This is a genomic window from Exiguobacterium sp. UBA6309 (assembly GCF_002439205.1).
GTDB lineage: Bacteria > Bacillota > Bacilli > Exiguobacteriales > Exiguobacteriaceae > Exiguobacterium_A.
This window is the reverse complement of the sequence record NZ_DJTL01000036.1, coordinates 1-18,501: the sequence shown is the minus strand read 5'-3', so window position 1 is coordinate 18,501 and position 18,501 is coordinate 1. Positions and strand designations below refer to the sequence as shown.

16 protein-coding genes and 1 pseudogene are annotated in these 18,501 nt (G+C 48.1%); all 17 read right to left on the bottom strand.

Going from position 1 to position 18,501, the window contains the following annotated elements:
- Positions 1-13: 13 nt before the first annotated feature.
- The gene (gene truB, locus B3M90_RS12135; protein ID WP_214854482.1) at positions 14-922 is read right to left on the bottom strand and encodes a tRNA pseudouridine(55) synthase TruB; all 909 of its coding nucleotides are present in this window, start codon (positions 920-922) and stop codon (positions 14-16) included.
- Positions 923-972: 50 nt separating this feature from the next.
- Complete coding sequence (rbfA, locus tag B3M90_RS12130; RefSeq protein WP_023468679.1) at positions 973-1,314, bottom strand: 30S ribosome-binding factor RbfA; 342 nt, start codon at positions 1,312-1,314, stop codon at positions 973-975.
- 39 nt (positions 1,315-1,353) lie between these two features.
- Positions 1,354-3,525, bottom strand: a complete 2,172-nt coding sequence (gene infB / locus B3M90_RS12125; RefSeq protein WP_251137860.1) for a translation initiation factor IF-2 — start codon at positions 3,523-3,525, stop codon at positions 1,354-1,356.
- Positions 3,526-3,540: 15 nt separating this feature from the next.
- A complete protein-coding gene (locus tag B3M90_RS12120) occupies positions 3,541-3,843 on the bottom strand; it encodes a YlxQ family RNA-binding protein (RefSeq protein ID WP_023468681.1) in 303 nt (100 codons plus the stop codon).
- Complete coding sequence (gene rnpM, locus B3M90_RS12115; RefSeq protein ID WP_023468682.1) at positions 3,836-4,105, bottom strand: RNase P modulator RnpM; 270 nt, start codon at positions 4,103-4,105, stop codon at positions 3,836-3,838. The genes B3M90_RS12120 and rnpM overlap by 8 nt, the downstream gene beginning before the upstream one ends.
- Before the next feature lie 3 nt (positions 4,106-4,108).
- A complete protein-coding gene (nusA, locus tag B3M90_RS12110; protein ID WP_023468683.1) occupies positions 4,109-5,218 on the bottom strand; it encodes a transcription termination factor NusA in 1,110 nt (369 codons plus the stop codon).
- Positions 5,219-5,235: 17 nt separating this feature from the next.
- Complete coding sequence (rimP, locus tag B3M90_RS12105) at positions 5,236-5,703, bottom strand: ribosome maturation factor RimP (protein WP_023468684.1); 468 nt, start codon at positions 5,701-5,703, stop codon at positions 5,236-5,238.
- A gap of 129 nt (positions 5,704-5,832) precedes the next feature.
- Positions 5,833-10,104, bottom strand: coding sequence for a PolC-type DNA polymerase III (locus tag B3M90_RS12100; protein WP_214854740.1), 4,272 nt, complete (start codon positions 10,102-10,104; stop codon positions 5,833-5,835).
- Between the two features lie 147 nt (positions 10,105-10,251).
- Positions 10,252-11,952, bottom strand: a complete 1,701-nt coding sequence (locus B3M90_RS12095) for a proline--tRNA ligase (protein ID WP_035407061.1) — start codon at positions 11,950-11,952, stop codon at positions 10,252-10,254.
- 34 nt (positions 11,953-11,986) lie between these two features.
- A complete protein-coding gene (gene rseP, locus B3M90_RS12090) occupies positions 11,987-13,228 on the bottom strand; it encodes an RIP metalloprotease RseP (RefSeq protein WP_056062204.1) in 1,242 nt (413 codons plus the stop codon).
- A 14-nt stretch (positions 13,229-13,242) separates the two neighbouring features.
- Positions 13,243-14,397: a 1-deoxy-D-xylulose-5-phosphate reductoisomerase gene (locus B3M90_RS12085; protein WP_214854486.1), complete on the bottom strand. Its 1,155-nt coding sequence runs from the start codon at positions 14,395-14,397 to the stop codon at positions 13,243-13,245.
- Between the two features lie 14 nt (positions 14,398-14,411).
- Entirely contained in the window at positions 14,412-15,212 is an 801-nt protein-coding gene (locus B3M90_RS12080) for a phosphatidate cytidylyltransferase (RefSeq protein ID WP_214854489.1), read from the bottom strand.
- A gap of 19 nt (positions 15,213-15,231) precedes the next feature.
- Positions 15,232-15,972 (bottom strand): isoprenyl transferase, encoded by a 741-nt coding sequence (locus tag B3M90_RS12075; RefSeq protein ID WP_290784277.1) that lies wholly within the window; start codon positions 15,970-15,972, stop codon positions 15,232-15,234.
- A 79-nt stretch (positions 15,973-16,051) separates the two neighbouring features.
- On the bottom strand, positions 16,052-16,609 hold the full coding sequence (frr, locus tag B3M90_RS12070; protein WP_023468691.1) for a ribosome recycling factor: 558 nt from the start codon (positions 16,607-16,609) through the stop codon (positions 16,052-16,054).
- Position 16,610: 1 nt separating this feature from the next.
- Positions 16,611-17,330, bottom strand: a complete 720-nt coding sequence (gene pyrH / locus B3M90_RS12065) for a UMP kinase (RefSeq protein ID WP_029342047.1) — start codon at positions 17,328-17,330, stop codon at positions 16,611-16,613.
- 111 nt (positions 17,331-17,441) lie between these two features.
- On the bottom strand, positions 17,442-18,323 hold the full coding sequence (gene tsf / locus B3M90_RS12060) for a translation elongation factor Ts (protein ID WP_056062207.1): 882 nt from the start codon (positions 18,321-18,323) through the stop codon (positions 17,442-17,444).
- 82 nt (positions 18,324-18,405) lie between these two features.
- A pseudogene (locus B3M90_RS12055) lies at positions 18,406-18,501 on the bottom strand (30S ribosomal protein S2); the annotation flags it as partial.

Sequence of the window (18,501 nt, the reverse complement as noted above, 5' to 3'; positions counted from 1 at the left end):
GCTCTCTCCGATCTTAATCGATTTGTAGCATGACCTCGACGCGTGCTACCTGTTCTTCTGGAAGACGTCGATATAGCGCTAAAGGTACGTCTTCTTCATTATAGACAGTAAACAGCTCGAATTCGACTGGAATGCTTGTTAGCTTTGCTCCGTTCAAGACCCGTTGCGCTGTTGACGCATCGACCGTCAAGCGTGGCCATTTTTGGATGACGTGTTCGATCGGTAGGACGTGTTGCATCCGTTCTTCGACTGTCTCATACGATTCGAGTGTCTCAAGAGTCACTGTATCCGTCTCAGCAATCGCACCAGAGCCTGTCCGGCGTAGTTCACTCATGTGTGCCGCGTAACCAAGTCGTTCTCCGATTTCTACTGCTAATGTCCGGATATACGTCCCTTTTCCACATGCAATATCGAGGCGGAAGCGACAAAGACCATCTTCGAACACAAGGGCCGATGTCCGCTCTAATCGATCGATGCGGACGATTCGTGTCGGTCGTTCGACTTCAATGCCTTTTCGGGCATATTCATATAATTTTTTCCCATTCACTTTAACAGCTGAATAATACGGTGGCGTCTGCTCGATCTCTCCTGTCAATTGAGTCAAGATGTCCTCAATTGCTTCCTCGGTAATAGTTCCCGGTTCAACCGCTGTTTCGCGAACTGTTTCCCCGTGCGCATCTTCCGTCGTCGTTGCAAAGCCAATCGTCACTTCCGCCGCGTAGCGCTTTCCTTCATCCGTGATGAAGCGGGCAAGCTTCGTCGCTCGACCGAGACAAATCGGTAAGACACCCGTTACTTCCGGATCAAGCGTACCTGTATGTCCGACTTTTTTCGTCTGAAACAAGCGACGTAGACGAAAGACACAATCATGACTCGTCATACCCGCTGGTTTATCTAACGGTAATACTCCGATGGGTTCCACGTTATTTCCTCCTTGAAAAAAGGCAACCACACACGTGGTTGCCTTAGATGTTAATCTTTGTTCAAATTCCGAAGCAACTCATCAATGCGTGATCCGTATTCGACAGAAGAATCGACCTCGAACAATAATTCAGGTGTTTTTCGTAGACGAATCCGCGATCCGATTTCCTTGCGCATGAAGCCTTTTGATTTTTCAAGACCGATGCGCGCATCCTCACGTGCTTTTTCGTCACCGAGGACCGAATAGAAGATCGTCGCTTGTTGCAAGTCTCCTGTCACTTCGACACCTGTGACGGTAATCGGCTTGACGCGTGGATCCTTGACATCTTTGATGAGCAGTTGCGTAATTTCCTTACGCACCTGTTCGGCGACACGATTCGAGCGTAAACTCATGTTTGTTCCCTCCAGTTCGGAAGAATGGATTCCGTTCTGTTACTTCCGTTTGACTTCTTCCATGATGAACGCTTCGATGACATCATCGACTTTTACGTCATCATAACGTTCGATCTTAATACCACATTCGTAACCAGCAGCGACTTCTTTGACATCATCTTTGAAGCGGCGAAGTGTGTCGAGTTTTCCTTCGTAGATGACGATGCTGTCACGAACGACACGGACGCCTGCATCACGCGTCAACTTACCTTCCGTGACATATCCACCTGCGATCGTACCGACTTTCGATACTTTGATGACATCGCGGACTTCAGCTTGACCGATGATTTTCTCGACGAATTCAGGATCAAGGAGACCTTTCATCGCTTGCTCGATTTCTTCAATCGCGTTATAGATGATCCGGTGAAGACGAATTTCGACTTTCTCCTGATCTGCCATTGATTTTGCGTTACCATCCGGACGAACGTTGAATCCGATGATGATCGCATTTGCTGCTGAGGCGAGGATGACGTCACCTTCCGTGATCGCACCAACACCTGAATGTACGATGTTAATTTTAACACCTTCGACATCAATTTTCTTCAATGAACCGGCTAAGGCTTCAACTGAACCTTGAACATCACCTTTGATGATGATGTTGAGATCCTTGACTTCGCCTTCTTTGATGCGGTCGAAGAGATCTTCTAAGCTGACTTTCGCTGAATCGCGACGTTGTGCTTCGATTTCACGTTGGTAACGTGCTTCACCGATTTGGCGTGCTTTTTTCTCATCTTCGAACGCGAAGAATTGATCACCCGCTTTCGGGACATCGTTCAAACCTGTAATTTCGATTGGCGTCGATGGTCCGACTTCTTTGACACGACGACCGATATCGTTGACCATTGCCCGGATACGACCGAACGTGTGACCGACGACGATTGGATCCCCAACACGAAGTGTCCCGTGTTGTACGAGAAGCGTCGCGACTGGACCGCGTCCTTTATCGAGTTTCGCCTCGATGACTGTTCCGCGACCGTTCATTTCTGGTGTTGATTTGTATTCTTGTACTTCTGAAACGAGAAGAATCATTTCGAGCAATTCATCGATGCCGTCACCTTTAAGTGCTGAAACGGGTACGAAGATCGTATCGCCACCCCAGTCCTCTGCAACGAGTTCGAACTCTGTCAATTCTTGTTTGACACGGTCTGGGTTTGCGCCTTCTTTATCCATCTTGTTGACAGCAACGATGATTGGAACGCCAGCTGCTTTCGCGTGGCTGATCGCTTCTTCCGTCTGTGGCATGACACCGTCATCCGCTGCAACGACGATGATCGCGATATCCGTGACATCTGCTCCACGTGCACGCATCGTCGTGAACGCCGCGTGACCTGGTGTATCAAGGAACGTAATTTTCTTGCCGTCGATCTCAACTTGGTAAGCACCGATGTGCTGTGTGATCCCGCCAGCTTCGCCTGCAGTGACCTTCGTGTTACGAATCGAATCAAGCAATGTCGTTTTACCGTGGTCAACGTGTCCCATGATCGTAACGACCGGTGGACGCTCAGACAATTCGTACTGGTCGAGATTCAATTCGTACTGATCAAAGTCCGTCTCATCGACTTGGACTGTCTTCTCGACTTCAAAGCCGAACTCTGTCGCGAGAAGTTCCACTGTCTCGTCATCAAGATCTTGGTTGATGTTCGCCATGACACCGAGACCCATCAATTTCATGATCAGTTCATTCGGTTTTTTCGCCATTTTTTCAGCGAGTTCACCGACTGTCAAGTTGTCAGAGTATTGAACGACGTTTGCCATCGCCTCTTCTTGTGCACGGCGAGCAGCTTTACGTTGACTCGACTTCGAGTTCGGATCCGCTACTTCAAGTTTACGCGGTTCTGCTTTCTTTTGGTTCGGACGACGTTTGCCGCCACGGTTGTTACGGTTGCCGAATTCTGGGCGTCCGCCTTTGCTGTTACGTGATTGGTTACCTGCTGGTTTGTTTGTACTTCCTGGTCGGTTCGGTTTATTATCTGATTTCACTTGTTTTGGAGCCTCCGTCTTTTGAGCCCGATATTTCTCGGGATTAAATACTTGATCGAGTTGCTGTACTGTCTGTTCATCTAATACTGCCATATGATTCTTGACTGGTTTCTCCAGCTTTTCAAGCTGGGTGATGACCTGCTTACTTGTTACATTTTGTTCCTTGGCGAATTCGTATACACGTTTACCCAAAGGATCCACCTCCAATTAGTCGTTCGAGAGGAGTTCAGTTAGCTTTTTCGCAAATCCGGCTTCATTGACTGACACGACAACACGCGCATCCTTTCCTAATGCTTGACCGAGAATCGTACGGTCGGCGACTTCTAGGTAAGGAACCTGATAACTCGTACATTTATCTGTGACTTTCTTACGCGTGGCAGCCCCCGCATCTGCTGCTAAAAGAACAAGCTTCGCTTGCCCTCCTCGTACTTCTTTCAGTACGAGTTCTTCTCCCGTCGTCACTTTTCTAGCTCGATTCGCGAGACCGAGAAGGGATTCCCATTTACTCATTTGTACCTCCCGCGATTTCAAGCAATTCATCGTATAAGGCATCTGTCGTCTTGACCTTTAAATGATGATCAAGCGTCCGTTTTTTCTTCGCCGTCGCAATGACTGCCGCATCTTTCGATAAATAGGCACCTCGCCCATTCATCTTACCATTTAAATCGATGACGACCTCTTGTTCAGGTGTCCGGACGACACGAATTAATTCTTTTTTCGGTTTCATTTCTTGTGTGATGACACACTTACGTAATGGTACCTTTTTTTGCACGAATTATTCCTCGCCTTCGACTTGGACCGCTTCTACTGCCGGCTCTTCCGTCGCGAAGACATCTTCGAGATCCATCGCTTCCGCTTCAGACTCGCTCTTGATGTCGATTTTCCATCCTGTCAATTTCGCTGCGAGACGCGCGTTTTGACCACGTTTCCCGATTGCAAGCGACAGTTGGAAATCTGGAACGACGACGATTGTCGCTTTCGCTGGTTCGTTGACATAGACCGCAACGACTTGAGCTGGGCTGAGTGCGTTCGCGACATATTCTTTCGGATCATCCGAGTAACGGACGATATCGATTTTTTCCCCGTTCAAATCATTGACGATGCGTTGAACACGCGCCCCTTTTTGTCCGACACATGCACCGACTGGATCGATGTCGTCCGCTGCGACTGCGATTTTCGAACGGTCGCCCGCTTCACGCGCCACAGACTTGACTTCGACTTCGCCACTTGAAATCTCTGGTACTTCGATTTCGAAGAGACGTTTTAAGAGACCTGGATGTGTCCGTGATACGAGAATCGATGCCCCTGATCCTTTGACCATCGGATCAACCTTCGTGACGTACACCTTGATGCGATCACGAATCCCGAAACGCTCGTTCGGCATTTGCTCGTGTGTCGTCAAGACAGCTTCGATACCTTCTAGGTTGACGTACAAGTTGCGTGCATCTTGACGCTCGACGATACCTGTCATGATCTCGTCTTCACGATCCGCGAAGTGATTGTAGATGCGTTCGCGTTCTGCTTCACGCATTTTTTGTGTGACGATTTGTTTTGCTGTTTGTGCCGCAACACGACCGAAGTCGCCTGGCGTCACTTCGACTTTATGGAAATCGCCGAGTTCATATGTCGGATCGATCTCGTGCGCCTCTTCAAGCGAAAGTTGCTCTTCTGGTTGTGTCAATCGTTCGACGACTTCCTTAAGCGCGAAGACACGGATGTCTCCTGTCTGCTGGTCGAATTCGACCTTTACAGCCTCCGACTCTTTTCCGAAGTTGCGTCGGTACGCTGAAATTAATGCCTGTTCGAGCGCATCGATGATGATGTTCTTGTCAATTTCCTTCTCTTTCGCGATTTGATTGATCGCCTCGAGTAACTGTGGTCCCATCGTTCTCTTCCTTTCCGTCAGAACATTACCGCAAGTCGCGCAAGTGAAATCTTGTCGACCGGTATCTCAATTTTCAATTTTCTTGTTTTGACACGCACTTCGATTTCAAGCATCTCAGGTGTGTACGCGAGCAACGTTCCTTCGAACTCAACCGCATTCTTTACTGGATCGTGCGTTTTGATGTACACATGTTTCCCAATCGCCTTTTCGAAGTCCTCGTCTTTCTTCAGTGGACGTTCCGCTCCTGGACTAGCGACGTCGAGGTAATACGGCTCGTCGATCGGATCATTGTCATTCAATGCTTCCGATAACTGTTCATTGATTTTGACGCAGTCTTCAAGATCCACGCCACCCTCTTTGTCGATGGAGACACGTAGGAACCAATCCGCCCCTTCTTTGACGAATTCAACGTCGACTAGCTCCATCCCCTCTCGTTCGACGATTGGTTTTGCGAGCGCTTCGACCTTTTCCGTTACGTTCGTCATCTTCATCCTCCTTCAAAAAACAAACAAGAAAGGAGCAGGTCCCCCTACTCCTTCCAAGTCGTAGTATAAAAAACATTTCCTCACTCAATATAGCATAGGAAAGCGCTCAAAGCAAGTGTTCCTAAGGGCTTACAAGTCGAACAAGGAGAGCTGATTCTCGTCTGGTAACCCTTCGAGACAGCCTAGGTTATCGAGCGTCTCGATGATGGATTTCGATAACTTGGCGCGTTTTTGGAGATCTTCCTTTGAGAGGAATTCGCCGCCTTTACGTGCTTCGACGATTTGCTTCGCAGCATTCGTCCCGAGACCTGTCACGGCGTTAAACGGTGGTAACAGCGTATCCCCGTCAATGAGGAATTCCGTTGCACTCGAGCGATAGAGATCGACCTTTTGGAACGTAAAGCCGCGTTCAATCATCTCAAGTGCGATTTCAAGAACCGTGTACAATCCCTTATCCTTCGCCGTCGCCTCGAATCCTTTGTCCTTGATGTCTTGCAAGACTTTCCGAACGGCAGCAGAGCCCTTATTCATCGCACCGATGTCAAAATCACCCGCACGTACCGTAAAGTACGAAGCGTAGTAATACATCGGATGATGGACTTTATAATAAGCAATCCGGACAGCCATCAAGACGTAGGCGGCAGCATGGGCTTTCGGGAACATATACTTGATTTTCTTGCAGGAATCGATATACCAGAGCGGCACATCGTTCTCAATCATCGCCTCTTCCATGTCAATCGAGAGTCCTTTCCCTTTACGGACCGACTCCATGATTTTAAAGGCGAGTGACGGTTCAAGACCAGCGTAGATCAAGTAGACCATGATATCATCTCGACAACCGATGACGTCTTTTAGTTCACACGTTCCGTTGTAAATTAATTCGCTGGCGTTTCCGAGCCAGACATCCGTTCCGTGCGAGAGTCCTGAAATCTGGACAAGTTCCGAGAACGTCGTCGGTTTCGTCTCTTCTAACATTTGGCGGACAAACTTCGTCCCGAACTCCGGAATACCGAGCGTTCCCGTTTTTGAATCAATCTGTTCCGGCGTCACACCGATCGATTCCGTCGAACTGAAGATTTTCATAACTTCCGGGTCATCGACCGGAATCGTCTTCGGATCACGTCCTGATAGATCCTGTAGCATCCGAATCATCGTCGGATCATCGTGACCGAGGATATCGAGTTTGAGCAAGTTATCGTGAATCGAGTGGAAGTCAAAGTGTGTCGTCTTCCATTCAGAACCCATATCGTCTGCGGGATACTGTATCGGACTGATATCGTAAATGTCCATATAGTCCGGTACGACGATGATCCCTCCCGGGTGTTGCCCAGTCGTCCGTTTAACACCGGTGACACCACTGACAAGACGATCGACTTCCGCATTCCGATATGTCAACTCATTCTCCGACTGATACCCTTTGACATAGCCATACGCCGTCTTCTCGGCGATTGTTCCGATCGTTCCGGCACGGTAGACGTAATCGTCACCGAACAAGACTTTCGTATAGGCGTGTGCTTGCGGCTGGTATTCCCCACTGAAGTTCAAATCGATATCCGGTACCTTATCCCCTTTAAATCCAAGGAACGTCTCGAACGGAATATCATGACCGTCTTTGAACAACGGGACATCACATTTCGAACAGGACTTATCCGGTAAATCGAATCCTGAACCGACCGAACCGTCATCGAAGAACTCCGATTCCTTACAATTCGGACAGACATAATGCGGTGGCAATGGATTGACTTCCGTGATCTCGGTCATCGTCGCAACGAGACTTGATCCGACCGATCCCCGTGAACCGACCAAATAGCCGTCGTCGAGTGATTTTTTTACGAGTTTATGGGAAATCAAATAGATGACAGCGAATCCGTGACCGATAATCGACTTCAACTCTTTTTCGAGTCGGGCTTCGACGATCTCTGGTAACGTGTCGCCATAAATCCGGTGCGCCATATCGTACGACAGATTCCGAACTTCTTCGTCTGCCCCTTCGATCTTCGGTGTATAAAGATCTTTTGGAATGATATCGATGTTCTCGAACTGTTCCGCGACGGCTTGACTGTTCGTGATGACGAGACGTTCCGACACATCTGGTCCGAGGAACTTAAAGTCGTCCATCATTTCCTTCGTCGTCCGGAAATGCGCCGGTGGCAATTGTTTTCGCATGTTCAGCATGTTCGCTCCACCTTGCGTCCGGATCAAAATTTCTCGATACGTGGCGTCATGTTGATCGAGGTAATGTACGTTACCAGTCGCGACTGGTAAGATGTCATGTTCTTCCGCGACACGGATGATCTTTTTAATCAGTTCGCGCAGTTCAAGTTCATTCTGAACGATTTCCCGTTCGATCAAATGACCATACATCGCTGGTGGTTGAATCTCGATGAAATCATAGAACTGCATCACTTTTGCTAAATCTTCGTCCGACTTATTCAAGGCGGCATCAAATACCTCGCCGTTATCACAAGCTGACCCGATGATCAACCCATCCCGATGTGCAATGAGTTGTGAGCGTGGTGTGCGGACGACACGGTGCACGTGTTTTGTGTGAGCAATCGAAATCAATTGGTACAGATTCTTCAAGCCCGTCCGGTTCTTCGCATAGACCGTCGCGTGGTATGGTCGTGCCCGCGAGATATCTTTTCCCATCTCTCGATTGAGTGAGGCATGTGTCTTCATGTTGAACATCTCATCTGCCATTTGAAGCAACTTGACCATCAAATATCCTGTCGCTTCCGCATCATAAATGGCGCGGTGATGCTGCGTCAATTCGATGTCAAATCGTTTCGCGAGTGTGTTCAACCGGTGGTTTTTAAGTGTCGGCATCAGGACACGGGCTAACTCAAGCGTATCAATGACCGGTAAGACTGATTCATCGTGACCACCAGACCGGAGTGTCGCATTCAAGAATCCAATATCAAACGAGGCATTGTGGGCAACGAGAATCGAGTCGCCGACCCAGTCCATGAATTCCTTGACGACTTGTTCCGGGTCTGGTTTTCCCCGGACCATATCATCGGTAATCCCTGTCAAGTCAATCGTCGTCGCCGACAATAGATGCTTCGGATCCGCGAATGCTTCGAATTTATCGATGATATCACCATCGTGGATTTTAACAGCTGCAAGTTCGATGATCTTGTTGTACATCGCCGATAAACCAGTTGTCTCGACATCAAAGACGACGAATGTCGCGTCATCCAAATTGCGCTCCACCGGATGGTAGGCGACTTGCACCCCGTCATTGACGACGTTTGCTTCAATTCCGTACAGTACCTTGATATCGTTTTTCTTTCCGGCATAGTAGGCATCCGGAAAACTTTGTGCACCGGCGTGATCCGTGATCGCGACAGCAGGGTGACCCCATTTTGCGGCACGCTCGACGTATTTTGTCACGTTCATGACGGCGTCCATCTGGCTCATTTGCGAGTGCGCATGTAACTCGACACGTTTCTCGCCTGCCCAAGGGTCAGCAGGGGCTTCCATCTTCACTTCTGACAGTTGGGCAATCATCATACAGAGATCGCGCAGGAACGTATCGAACTCGACACGACCTGCTGCTTGAATCCACATGCCTTTTTTGATGGCTGAGAGGATTTTGACGTCTGTTTCGTCACGCGCAAACATTTTGACGACGAGCGAGTCCGTATAATCTGTCATCTTGAACGTAAAAATTGTCTTCCCACTTCGTAGTTCACGACTCTCAGCTGAGAAAACAAGACCACGGATCGCAATCCGTCGTTCCTCATCTTGAATCGTCTTGATCGGAACGATCTCATCTTGAATTGGTTTCCCGATCCGGATTTCGACAGGGCCATCATCGTCATCTCGCGATTGTTCCCGTTTGAATTGCAACTCGAGCATCCGTTTTGCTTCTTCCATGTCTTCCTGTTTCACCTGATTTCGCAACGCTTCTTGTTTCGATTCGTTGATCTGAACAATCGGTTCACAGTTGAATTTTGGGAATCCGTAAGCACTATAGAGTAATTGTAATTCCCCACATAAGCTACTCTTTAAGAAACCTGCTTCCGGTTCACTTCGGACCGGAATGAATAGTTTCTGTTCTTTAAACTCCGGTAAGACACGCCCGAGTTGTGTCCGCATTGCCGATGAGACATCTGCGAGATCCTGCACGACATATGGCCAGTAATCATGATACATCCGTTCATCTGGACGGCTATCTGCGTGTAATATGATTTTGACTTCGGCAAATTGCTGATACCGACTTGTCAAACGACTCGTAAAGAGTTGATAGACGTTTTGGGGTAAAACATGTGGCAAGCGAATTTCAAATGTCCAGGTTGCCTTTGCTTTATTGACGCGAAGCTTCTCGAGAACTGCTTCGTGAAAGTATTCTTCAATGATACCGTTCGGTAATTCCAAGTCACTGAGCAACAGTGACATGCGTTGTTGTGTATCCACTCGCAATTGTGCTGTCTGATCGCTTCACACCGTGACAGCAACTCCTCCTCCTCTTGCGGATTGCCCAAGGGGCGAATGGGTGTGAGACAAGAAAACAGTCACTTTATGAAAAGTGACCGTCTCCATTCTTTATTCTAAACCTTCATAGAGTGAACGAACAGCCTCAACGACTTGTTCCTGTCCAACTTCTTCTGCATCGCCACCACGACGGGCTTTTAATTCGACGATTCCTTCTGTCGCTTTTTTCCCGACGTTCAAGCGAACCGGTAGACCGATCAAATCAGCATCGGCGAACTTGACACCTGCTCGTTCTTTCCGGTCGTCAAGCAAGACGCTGAATCCTGCAGCCGTCAACTCACGGTATAGTGTCTCTCCGAGTTCGAGTTGTTCTGCATTTTTACCGTTGACGACGATTAAATGAACATCGTATGGCGCGATTGCTTTTGGCCAAATGATTCCACGCTCATCATAATGTTGTTCGACGACTGCCGACAATGTCCGCGAGACACCAATGCCGTAACAACCCATGATGAGAGGTTGTGCTTTACCGCCCTCGTCGAGGAACGTCGCTCCCATTCCTTCTGAGTAACGTGTTCCGAGTTTGAAGACTTGACCGACTTCAATCCCGCGAGCGAACTTGACTTGACCGTTACCGTCTGGTGACGCGTCACCTTCTTCTGCGAAGCGCAAGTCTGTATATTCTGCTTCGAAATCACGGCTTGGGTCGACATGGATATAATGCGTTTCCGCTTTATTTGCACCACAGACAGCGTTCGTCAAGGCACGAATCGCGTAGTCCGCGACGACCTTCATATCTGCCCCGATTGGTCCAAGTGTTCCAGGCGTTGAGTGAAGCGCTGCTTCAATCTCTTCGTCGCTCGCCATCGTGATGTCGAGTGCACCGAGATAGTTTTTCAACTTGATATCGTTGACTTCGTGATCGCCCCGGACGAGTGCCATGACAAGCCCTTGCTCCGTCTTGAAGATGACGGTCTTGATTGATTCGTTTGCTGGTAAATTCAAATGTGCGCTGACCGCTTCGATCGTCTTCGCATCTGCCGTATGCACTTCTTCAAGTGCTTCTGGTGCTTTGTCTTGCTTCGGATAGGCGTCGATCGACTCTGCCATCTCTAAGTTTGCCGCATAGTCCGACTGATCCGAATAGACGATCGTATCTTCACCGATTGCTGCTAACGCATGGAACTCATGTGTTCCACTACCACCTATCGCACCTGAGTCAGCGACGACTGGACGGAACTCAAGACCGACACGTGTGAAAATCCGCGAATACGTATCAAACATGTTTTGATACTCTTCGTCTAAGCTCTCTTGTGAAGAATGGAACGAATAAGCGTCCTTCATGATGAACTCACGACCACGTAATAAACCGAAACGTGGACGACGTTCGTCACGGTACTTCATTTGAATTTGGAAGAGATTGACCGGTAACTTTTTGTACGAGTTCAATTCATCACGAACGATCGAAGTGATCAGTTCCTCGTGTGTCGCTCCGAGCGCGAACCGGCGATCGTGACGATCCGTCAAGCGCATTAATTCAGGTCCATAGATATCCCAGCGTCCTGTTTCTTCCCATAGTTCAGCTGGTTGAATCGCTGGCATCAGTAATTCTTGCGCACCCGCCGCTTCTAATTCCTCGCGGATGATCGTCTCGATGTTTGCGAGTACTCGTTTTGCGAGGGGTAGATACGAATAGATCCCAGCGGCATTTTGACGCATGAATCCTGCACGAAGCAAGAGTTGGTGACTGATGGCTTCTGCATCAGATGGTACTTCACGCAACGTTGGCATGAATAGTTTTGATTGTTTCATAATGAGTCACGAACTCCTTTGACTGAGTGATTAATTAAAAGAATTTTTGAATGTCGTTCCAAGTGACGACGAGCATGAGTAGCATCAAAAGCGCGAAACCGACGAAGTGAACCAATCCTTCTTTTTGAGGATCAACTGGTTTACCGCGTAAGGCTTCAAGGAAGAGGAACAACAATCGTCCTCCGTCAAGTGCTGGAAGTGGCAATAAGTTGAAGACTGCTAAGTTGACGGACAACAATGCTGTCCATGTCAATAGCATCGAGAACCCACTATCTGCGACCTGATCGGTCATTTTGACGATCCCAACTGGTCCTGATAACTGATCGACGCCGACGACACCCGTCACGAGATCTCCAACAGCTCCGACAATGAGCGTCGACATCCGCCATGTTTCTGAAACTCCGGTTTGGAGTGCTGTCCCGAATGATTTTTCTGTCTCATTCGTGACGCCGATGATGCCGACCTTCTGTTCTCCTTGCTGTTGTACTTTTGGCGTGATTTGTGTTGTCGTTTCTTTCCCATCACGTTCGTATTTCACTTCTGTCGCTTTACCGGCACGATCTTGGAATCCAGCACGTAAATCAGTCCATTTGGCTGTATCCTGACCGTTGACCGAGACAATCCGGTCACCTTCAACAAGTCCAGCTTGATCGGCCGGAGAACCCTTTTGAACTGTTCCGATGACGCTGTCCCCCGTTGGAGAGCCATTATATAAGGCAAGACCGAACAGGATAACGAACGCGAGGACAAAGTTCATGAACGGTCCTGCAGCGATCGCAAGGACGCGCTTCCATACGGATTTCGAACCGAATGTACGATCGTACGGTGCAATTTGTGTCCGTGTCTGACCTTCAACGAGAAATGCTGTCGGTGAAACGGGGTAGCGAACCGATGTCTCGTCTTGCAATCCAACGAGTTCGAGTTGACGCAATAAGTCAATCCGTTCGACAGTAACGACTTGGTCGACTTGTGGCTGATCCGCATCGAAATAAATCGTCTCGATGACGCCGTCCTTTAACTGTAATCCGACGGTTTGACCTGATTTGATTTCAACGAGTTCCGGTTCTTCACCCGCCATCTTGACGTAACCGCCGATTGGCAACAGACGTACCGTATACAACGTCTCATTCTTAAACACTGAAAAGATTTTCGGTCCAAATCCAATCGCGAATTCCCGACAGAGAATACCTGCCCGTTTCGCCATCACGAGATGACCCCATTCATGGACGGCGACGAGTACACCGAACATCAGCACGATTGAAATAAAGGTCGTCATTACTTATCCCATCCTTAGTTAGCGAATGTAAGAGACGATACGAACTCACGCGCCCATCGATCAGCCTCAAGGATTTGATCCAAGGAAGGCTCCTCGATAAGTTCATGAGCTTGAAGCGCCGCCTCAACGCTCGCTTCGATTTCTAAAAAGCGAATGTCTCCTTTTAAAAAGCGATCCACCGCTTGTTCGTTCGCAGCATTGAGTACTGATGGCATCGATCCGCCGGCTTGACCTGCTTCAAAAGCAAGTCGCAACAACGGATAACGCTCAAATGAAGCATCAGCAAAGTGTAGGCGTCCGATTTCCTTTAAGTTTAACCGTTCTCCCCCTTGAATTTCAAGGCGGGACGGATATGTAAGAGCGTACTGAATCGGTTCTCGCATGTCAGGCATACCAAGTTGTGCCATGACCGCACCATCGTTGAATTCGACCATCGAGTGGATGATGGATTCACGGTGAATGACGACATCGATATTTGCATAATCGACATCAAATAACCAATGTGCTTCAATGACTTCGAACCCTTTGTTCATCATTGTCGCAGAATCAATCGTGATTTTTGCTCCCATCGACCAGTTTGGATGCGCTAGTGCTTGTTCGACCGTAACATTCGCTAACTCATCCCGCGTTTGGTCGCGGAAGCTACCACCTGAAGCCGTCAAGATGATTTGACGCACATCTTCACGACGTTCCCCGTTTAAGCATTGGAAAATCGCCGCATGTTCACTGTCAACTGGTAAGATCGTCACGTTTTTCTCACGTGCCAACTTCATGACAAGATGACCTGCCGTGACGAGTGTCTCCTTATTCGCAAGACCAATCGTCTTACCCGCCTCGATTGCAGCAAGCGTTGGACGTAAGCCAACAGCTCCTACGACCGCTGTAATGACCGTATCGACTTCGGGATGCGTCACGACATCAAGCAATTTTTCTTCACCGACAACGATCGTTGGCTGATAAGTCAAGTGTTGCTCGAGTTCTTGACGTGTCGTCTCATCTTGGACGCCGACAAGCATCGGTCGCAGACGGTTCAACCACGGTATGGCGACCGTCGTGTTTCGACCAAATGCAAAACTCGTCAATTCAAAAAGGTCTGTATTAGCCGCAATGACATCGAGCGTCTGCGTACCAATCGATCCTGTACCACCGATGATACTGATTTTCTTCATAATGAAGTGCCTCCTCAAGCAAAGATATCAAGTACGACGAGGACCGTAAAGACGATCATCATGCTGTCGAACCGATCTAGAATACCACCATGACCTGGTAGTAACGTTCCAGAATCTTTCACACCATAATGGCGTTTGTAAGCAGACTGGACCAAGTCACCAAGTTGCCCAACGACGGCAACGATGATGGCAAGGACAATGACTTTCCCAAAACCGACTGTCGGTTCGATACCTTCAAATACGACACCGAGTAAGGTGGCAAGCAGTATGCCACCGACTGCCCCTTCGATCGTTTTATTGGGACTGATCGACGGCCACAGTTTATTCTTACCGAATCGTTTCCCGACGAAGTAAGCGCCTGAATCCGTGAACCAGATCAAGAGGATAATCAACAGTGACCACGTTAATCCGTGTTCGAGTAAGCGGATATAGGCGAATGATGCAAAACCGACACCGACATACACGGCCGTCAGCAGTAAAAACGCAACATCATCGAACGTAAAGACATTTTTTGAAAATACGTTCCAGAAGAGACCGATCAATAAAATGATCATTGCCCAAGCGATTGGCGAAAGTCCGATCGGAAGCGTCTGATCGACTGCTTCTTCATAAATACCAACGAAAGGCAATAACGTCCCAATACCAAACAGAATCCGAGGAACGCGTGAGCCGCTCCATTGTCGCATCCGAACGAGCTCGGTATATCCGAGAAGCGTTAAGATTGCCATAAATGCTAAAAAGGGAAGTCCGCCGAGATACAGAAGTGCCAAAAAGATAGCACCAGCCCATATCCCTGTGATGATTCGAGTTTTCATAAGCTAGTTCCTCATTTAATCAGACGCCACCGAATCGGCGTGTCCGTTGATTGTAATCTTCAATTGCTGCTAAGAAAGCATTTCGGCGAAATTCTGGCCACAAGACGTCTGTGAAATAAAACTCCGCATATGCCGCTTGCCAAAGTAAAAAGTTCGATAACCGTTGTTCCCCACTCGTTCGAATGACGAAATCGACGTCGGTTACGGATCCTGTCATCAACTCGCGTTCAATCGTCTCCGTTGTAATCGCATCCGGTGACAGTGTTCCTGCCTGAACATGTTCGCCCAGTTTTTGCATGACTTGAACGAGTTCATCGCGTCCTCCATAATTCAGAGCGAAAATCAGACGAAGTCCTGTATTATGTTGCGTATCCAGTTTCGCTTGTTCCACTGCCTCACGTGTAAAATGAGGGAGGCGTGATACTTCTCCTGCTACCTCGACTTTAACATTTTGCGCGTCTAACTCTTTTAAATCCGACTCTAAGAATTGCGCCGGCAGCTTCATGAGAAAACTCACTTCTTCTTCCGGACGCGTCCAATTCTCCGTCGAGAAAGCATATAATGTCAGACTCTTAATGCCGAGTTCATTTGCAACCCGAACGACTTCACGAATCGATTTCATACCTTCGCGATGTCCCATGATACGCGGAAGTCCGCGTTTTTGTGCCCATCTACCGTTTCCGTCCATGATGATAGCGACATGCTCTGGTACCCGATCATAGGTTTCGGTTTCTTTCGTCTGATTCAACCATTGAAACATCCGCACTTCCTCCTCTCTCAATTATGAAGAAAGGGACTCTTCGTGTGACAAAGAGTCCCCCCCATGACGATCCGTCGCGTCATACTTCCATGATTTCTTGTTCTTTTTCCGTTGCCGTCTGATCAAGTTGTTTAACGAACTTGTCTGTCAACGTCTGAACATCTTCTGTGTATCCACGCAGATCATCTTCTGTCAATGCACCATCTTTTTCTTGTTTCTTTAACTGCTCGTTCGTATCACGACGAATATTACGGAGGGCAACTTTACCTTCTTCCGTATACTTCTTGACGAGTTTGACGAGTTCCTTCCGGCGCTCTTCCGTTAATGGTGGAATCGCAAGACGGATGACCGTACCATCAGACGACGGCGCAAGACCAAGATCAGCACGTTGAATCGCTTTTTCGATTTCGCTGACCATTGATTTATCCCAAGGAGTGATCAAGATCAGACGTGCTTCTGGTGTGTTGACGTTCGCTACTTGATTGAGCGGTGTCGGTGAACCGTAGTATTCGACTTGAACGGGATCCAAAATCGCAACGTTTGCACGACCTGCGCGGAGCGTCGCAAGTTCTTTCTTAAGTGAAAGATGTGCTTTCTCCATCCGTTCTTCGGCTTGTTTTAAGATTTCTTTTGACATATTATTTCCCCCTTACGATTGTCCCGATTTCGTCACCGATGACGACACGTTTGATGTTACCTTCTTCCATCAACGAGAAGACGATGAGCGGGATGTCATTGTCCATACAAAGTGAAGTTGCTGTAGAATCCATAACTTGAAGTCCATCTTTTAAGACGTCCAAGTAAGAGAGCGTCTCGAATTTCTTCGCTTCTGGATCAACATTCGGGTCAGCTGAGTACACACCATCGACGTTGTTTTTCGCCATTAAGATGACCTCTGCTTCGATTTCAGCTGCACGAAGAGCAGCTGTCGTATCTGTCGAGAAGTACGGGTTCCCTGTACCTGCTGCAAAGATGACGACGCGTCCTTTTTCAAGGTGACGCATCGCACGGCGGCGGATGTACGGTTCTGCTACTTGGCGCATCTCGATAGATGTTTGGACGCGTGTCTCGACACCTACATCTTCCAAGCTGTCTTGAAGCGCAAGCGAGTTCATGACTGTCGCTAACATCCCCATATAATCGGCGTTGGCCCGGTCCATCCCAAGTTCTGCACCTGTTTTGCCACGCCAAATGTTTCCAGCTCCGACGACGACCGCTACTTCAACGTTCAGTTCAACTAATTCGCGAATCTGTTCCGAGATAGATTTGACGATGACAGGATTGATTCCAAACCCTTGATCTCCTGCGAGCGCTTCTCCGCTCAATTTTAACACAATCCGGTTATATTTCGGTTGCATGACTATGTCCCCCTTGCTAAATTCCGTAAAAAAGGAACACGAACCACTTCCACACGAAAGTGGATTGAAGCATACGTGTTCCTTCTCTTGTCATCAGGATGATCCCGATTCTTATTTTTTAAGTTGGTTCATAACTTCTTCAGCGAAGTTCTCTTCGCGTTTTTCCATACCTTCTCCAACTTCGAAGCGTACGAATGACACGACTTTACCGCCTTTAGATTCTACATATTTACCAACTTTGAAGTCTGGATCTTTGACGAACGTTTGATCGACAAGGCAGATTTCCTCGAAGAACTTGTTCATACGACCAACGATCATTTTTTCAACGATGTTAGCTGGTTTTCCTTCGTTCAATGCTTGCTCAGTGAGGACTTTTTCTTCACGTGCTTTTTCTTCTTCTGTGACAGAAGTACGGTCAACGTAAAGTGGACGTGCTGCTGCAATGTGCATTGCAACGTCTTTTGCAACTGTTTCGTCTGTCGTACCTTCGATGACGACGACTGAACCGATGCGTCCCCCCATGTGGAGGTAAGAACCGAAGACTGCATCATCTGCTTTTGTGAAGAGCGCTACGCGACGGAGTGAGATTTTCTCTCCGATTGTTGAAGCTTCTTCTGAGATGTATGTGTCGATTGTTTTACCTGCTTCATATTCAGAAGCAAGAGCCGCTTCAGCTGTTTCTGAACCGTTACGGAGAACAGCGTTTGCGATGTTTTGAACGAGCGTTTGGAAACGTTCGTTTTTCGCAACGAAGTCTGTTTCTGAGTTGATTTCGACGAGTGCCGCTTTGTTGCCATCAACTGCAACTGCAGTCAACCCTTCAGCTGCAATACGATCGCCTTTTGCTGCTGCTTTAGCGATCCCTTTTTCACGCAAGAAATCTACTGCTGCGTTCATGTCACCGTCAGTTTCAACGAGTGCTTTTTTGCAGTCGAGCATACCTGCACCTGTTTTTTCACGAAGTTCTTTAACCATTGCTGCTGTAATAGCCATTCGATATTCCTCCTTATAACATCCTTAGTTTCAAAAAAAAGGTGATAAAAGGTCGATTCCCTTTATCACCTGGCATCACGAATTACTCAGCGTCTGCTACTACTTCTTCAGTAGTTTCAGGTGCTACGTTATCTTCGCCTTGTTTAACTTCGAGGATTGCGTCAGCCATTTTACCAGT

Excerpts from the sequence above, each read along its gene's own strand:
- rbfA (WP_023468679.1), bottom strand. The coding sequence starts at position 1,314 with ATGAGTTTACGCTCGAATCGTGTCGCCGAACAGGTGCGTAAGGAAATT.
- B3M90_RS12120 (WP_023468681.1), bottom strand. The coding sequence starts at position 3,843 with ATGAGTAAATGGGAATCCCTTCTCGGTCTCGCGAATCGAGCTAGAAAA.
- nusA (WP_023468683.1), bottom strand. The coding sequence starts at position 5,218 with ATGGGACCACAGTTACTCGAGGCGATCAATCAAATCGCGAAAGAGAAG.
- rimP (WP_023468684.1), bottom strand. The coding sequence starts at position 5,703 with ATGACGAACGTAACGGAAAAGGTCGAAGCGCTCGCAAAACCAATCGTC.
- B3M90_RS12100 (WP_214854740.1), bottom strand. The coding sequence starts at position 10,104 with ATGTCACTGTTGCTCAGTGACTTGGAATTACCGAACGGTATCATTGAA.
- B3M90_RS12095 (WP_035407061.1), bottom strand. The coding sequence starts at position 11,952 with ATGAAACAATCAAAACTATTCATGCCAACGTTGCGTGAAGTACCATCT.
- rseP (WP_056062204.1), bottom strand. The coding sequence starts at position 13,228 with ATGACGACCTTTATTTCAATCGTGCTGATGTTCGGTGTACTCGTCGCC.
- B3M90_RS12085 (WP_214854486.1), bottom strand. The coding sequence starts at position 14,397 with ATGAAGAAAATCAGTATCATCGGTGGTACAGGATCGATTGGTACGCAG.
- B3M90_RS12080 (WP_214854489.1), bottom strand. The coding sequence starts at position 15,212 with ATGAAAACTCGAATCATCACAGGGATATGGGCTGGTGCTATCTTTTTG.
- B3M90_RS12075 (WP_290784277.1), bottom strand. The coding sequence starts at position 15,972 with ATGTTTCAATGGTTGAATCAGACGAAAGAAACCGAAACCTATGATCGG.
- frr (WP_023468691.1), bottom strand. The coding sequence starts at position 16,609 with ATGTCAAAAGAAATCTTAAAACAAGCCGAAGAACGGATGGAGAAAGCA.
- pyrH (WP_029342047.1), bottom strand. The coding sequence starts at position 17,330 with ATGCAACCGAAATATAACCGGATTGTGTTAAAATTGAGCGGAGAAGCG.
- tsf (WP_056062207.1), bottom strand. The coding sequence starts at position 18,323 with ATGGCTATTACAGCAGCAATGGTTAAAGAACTTCGTGAAAAAACAGGT.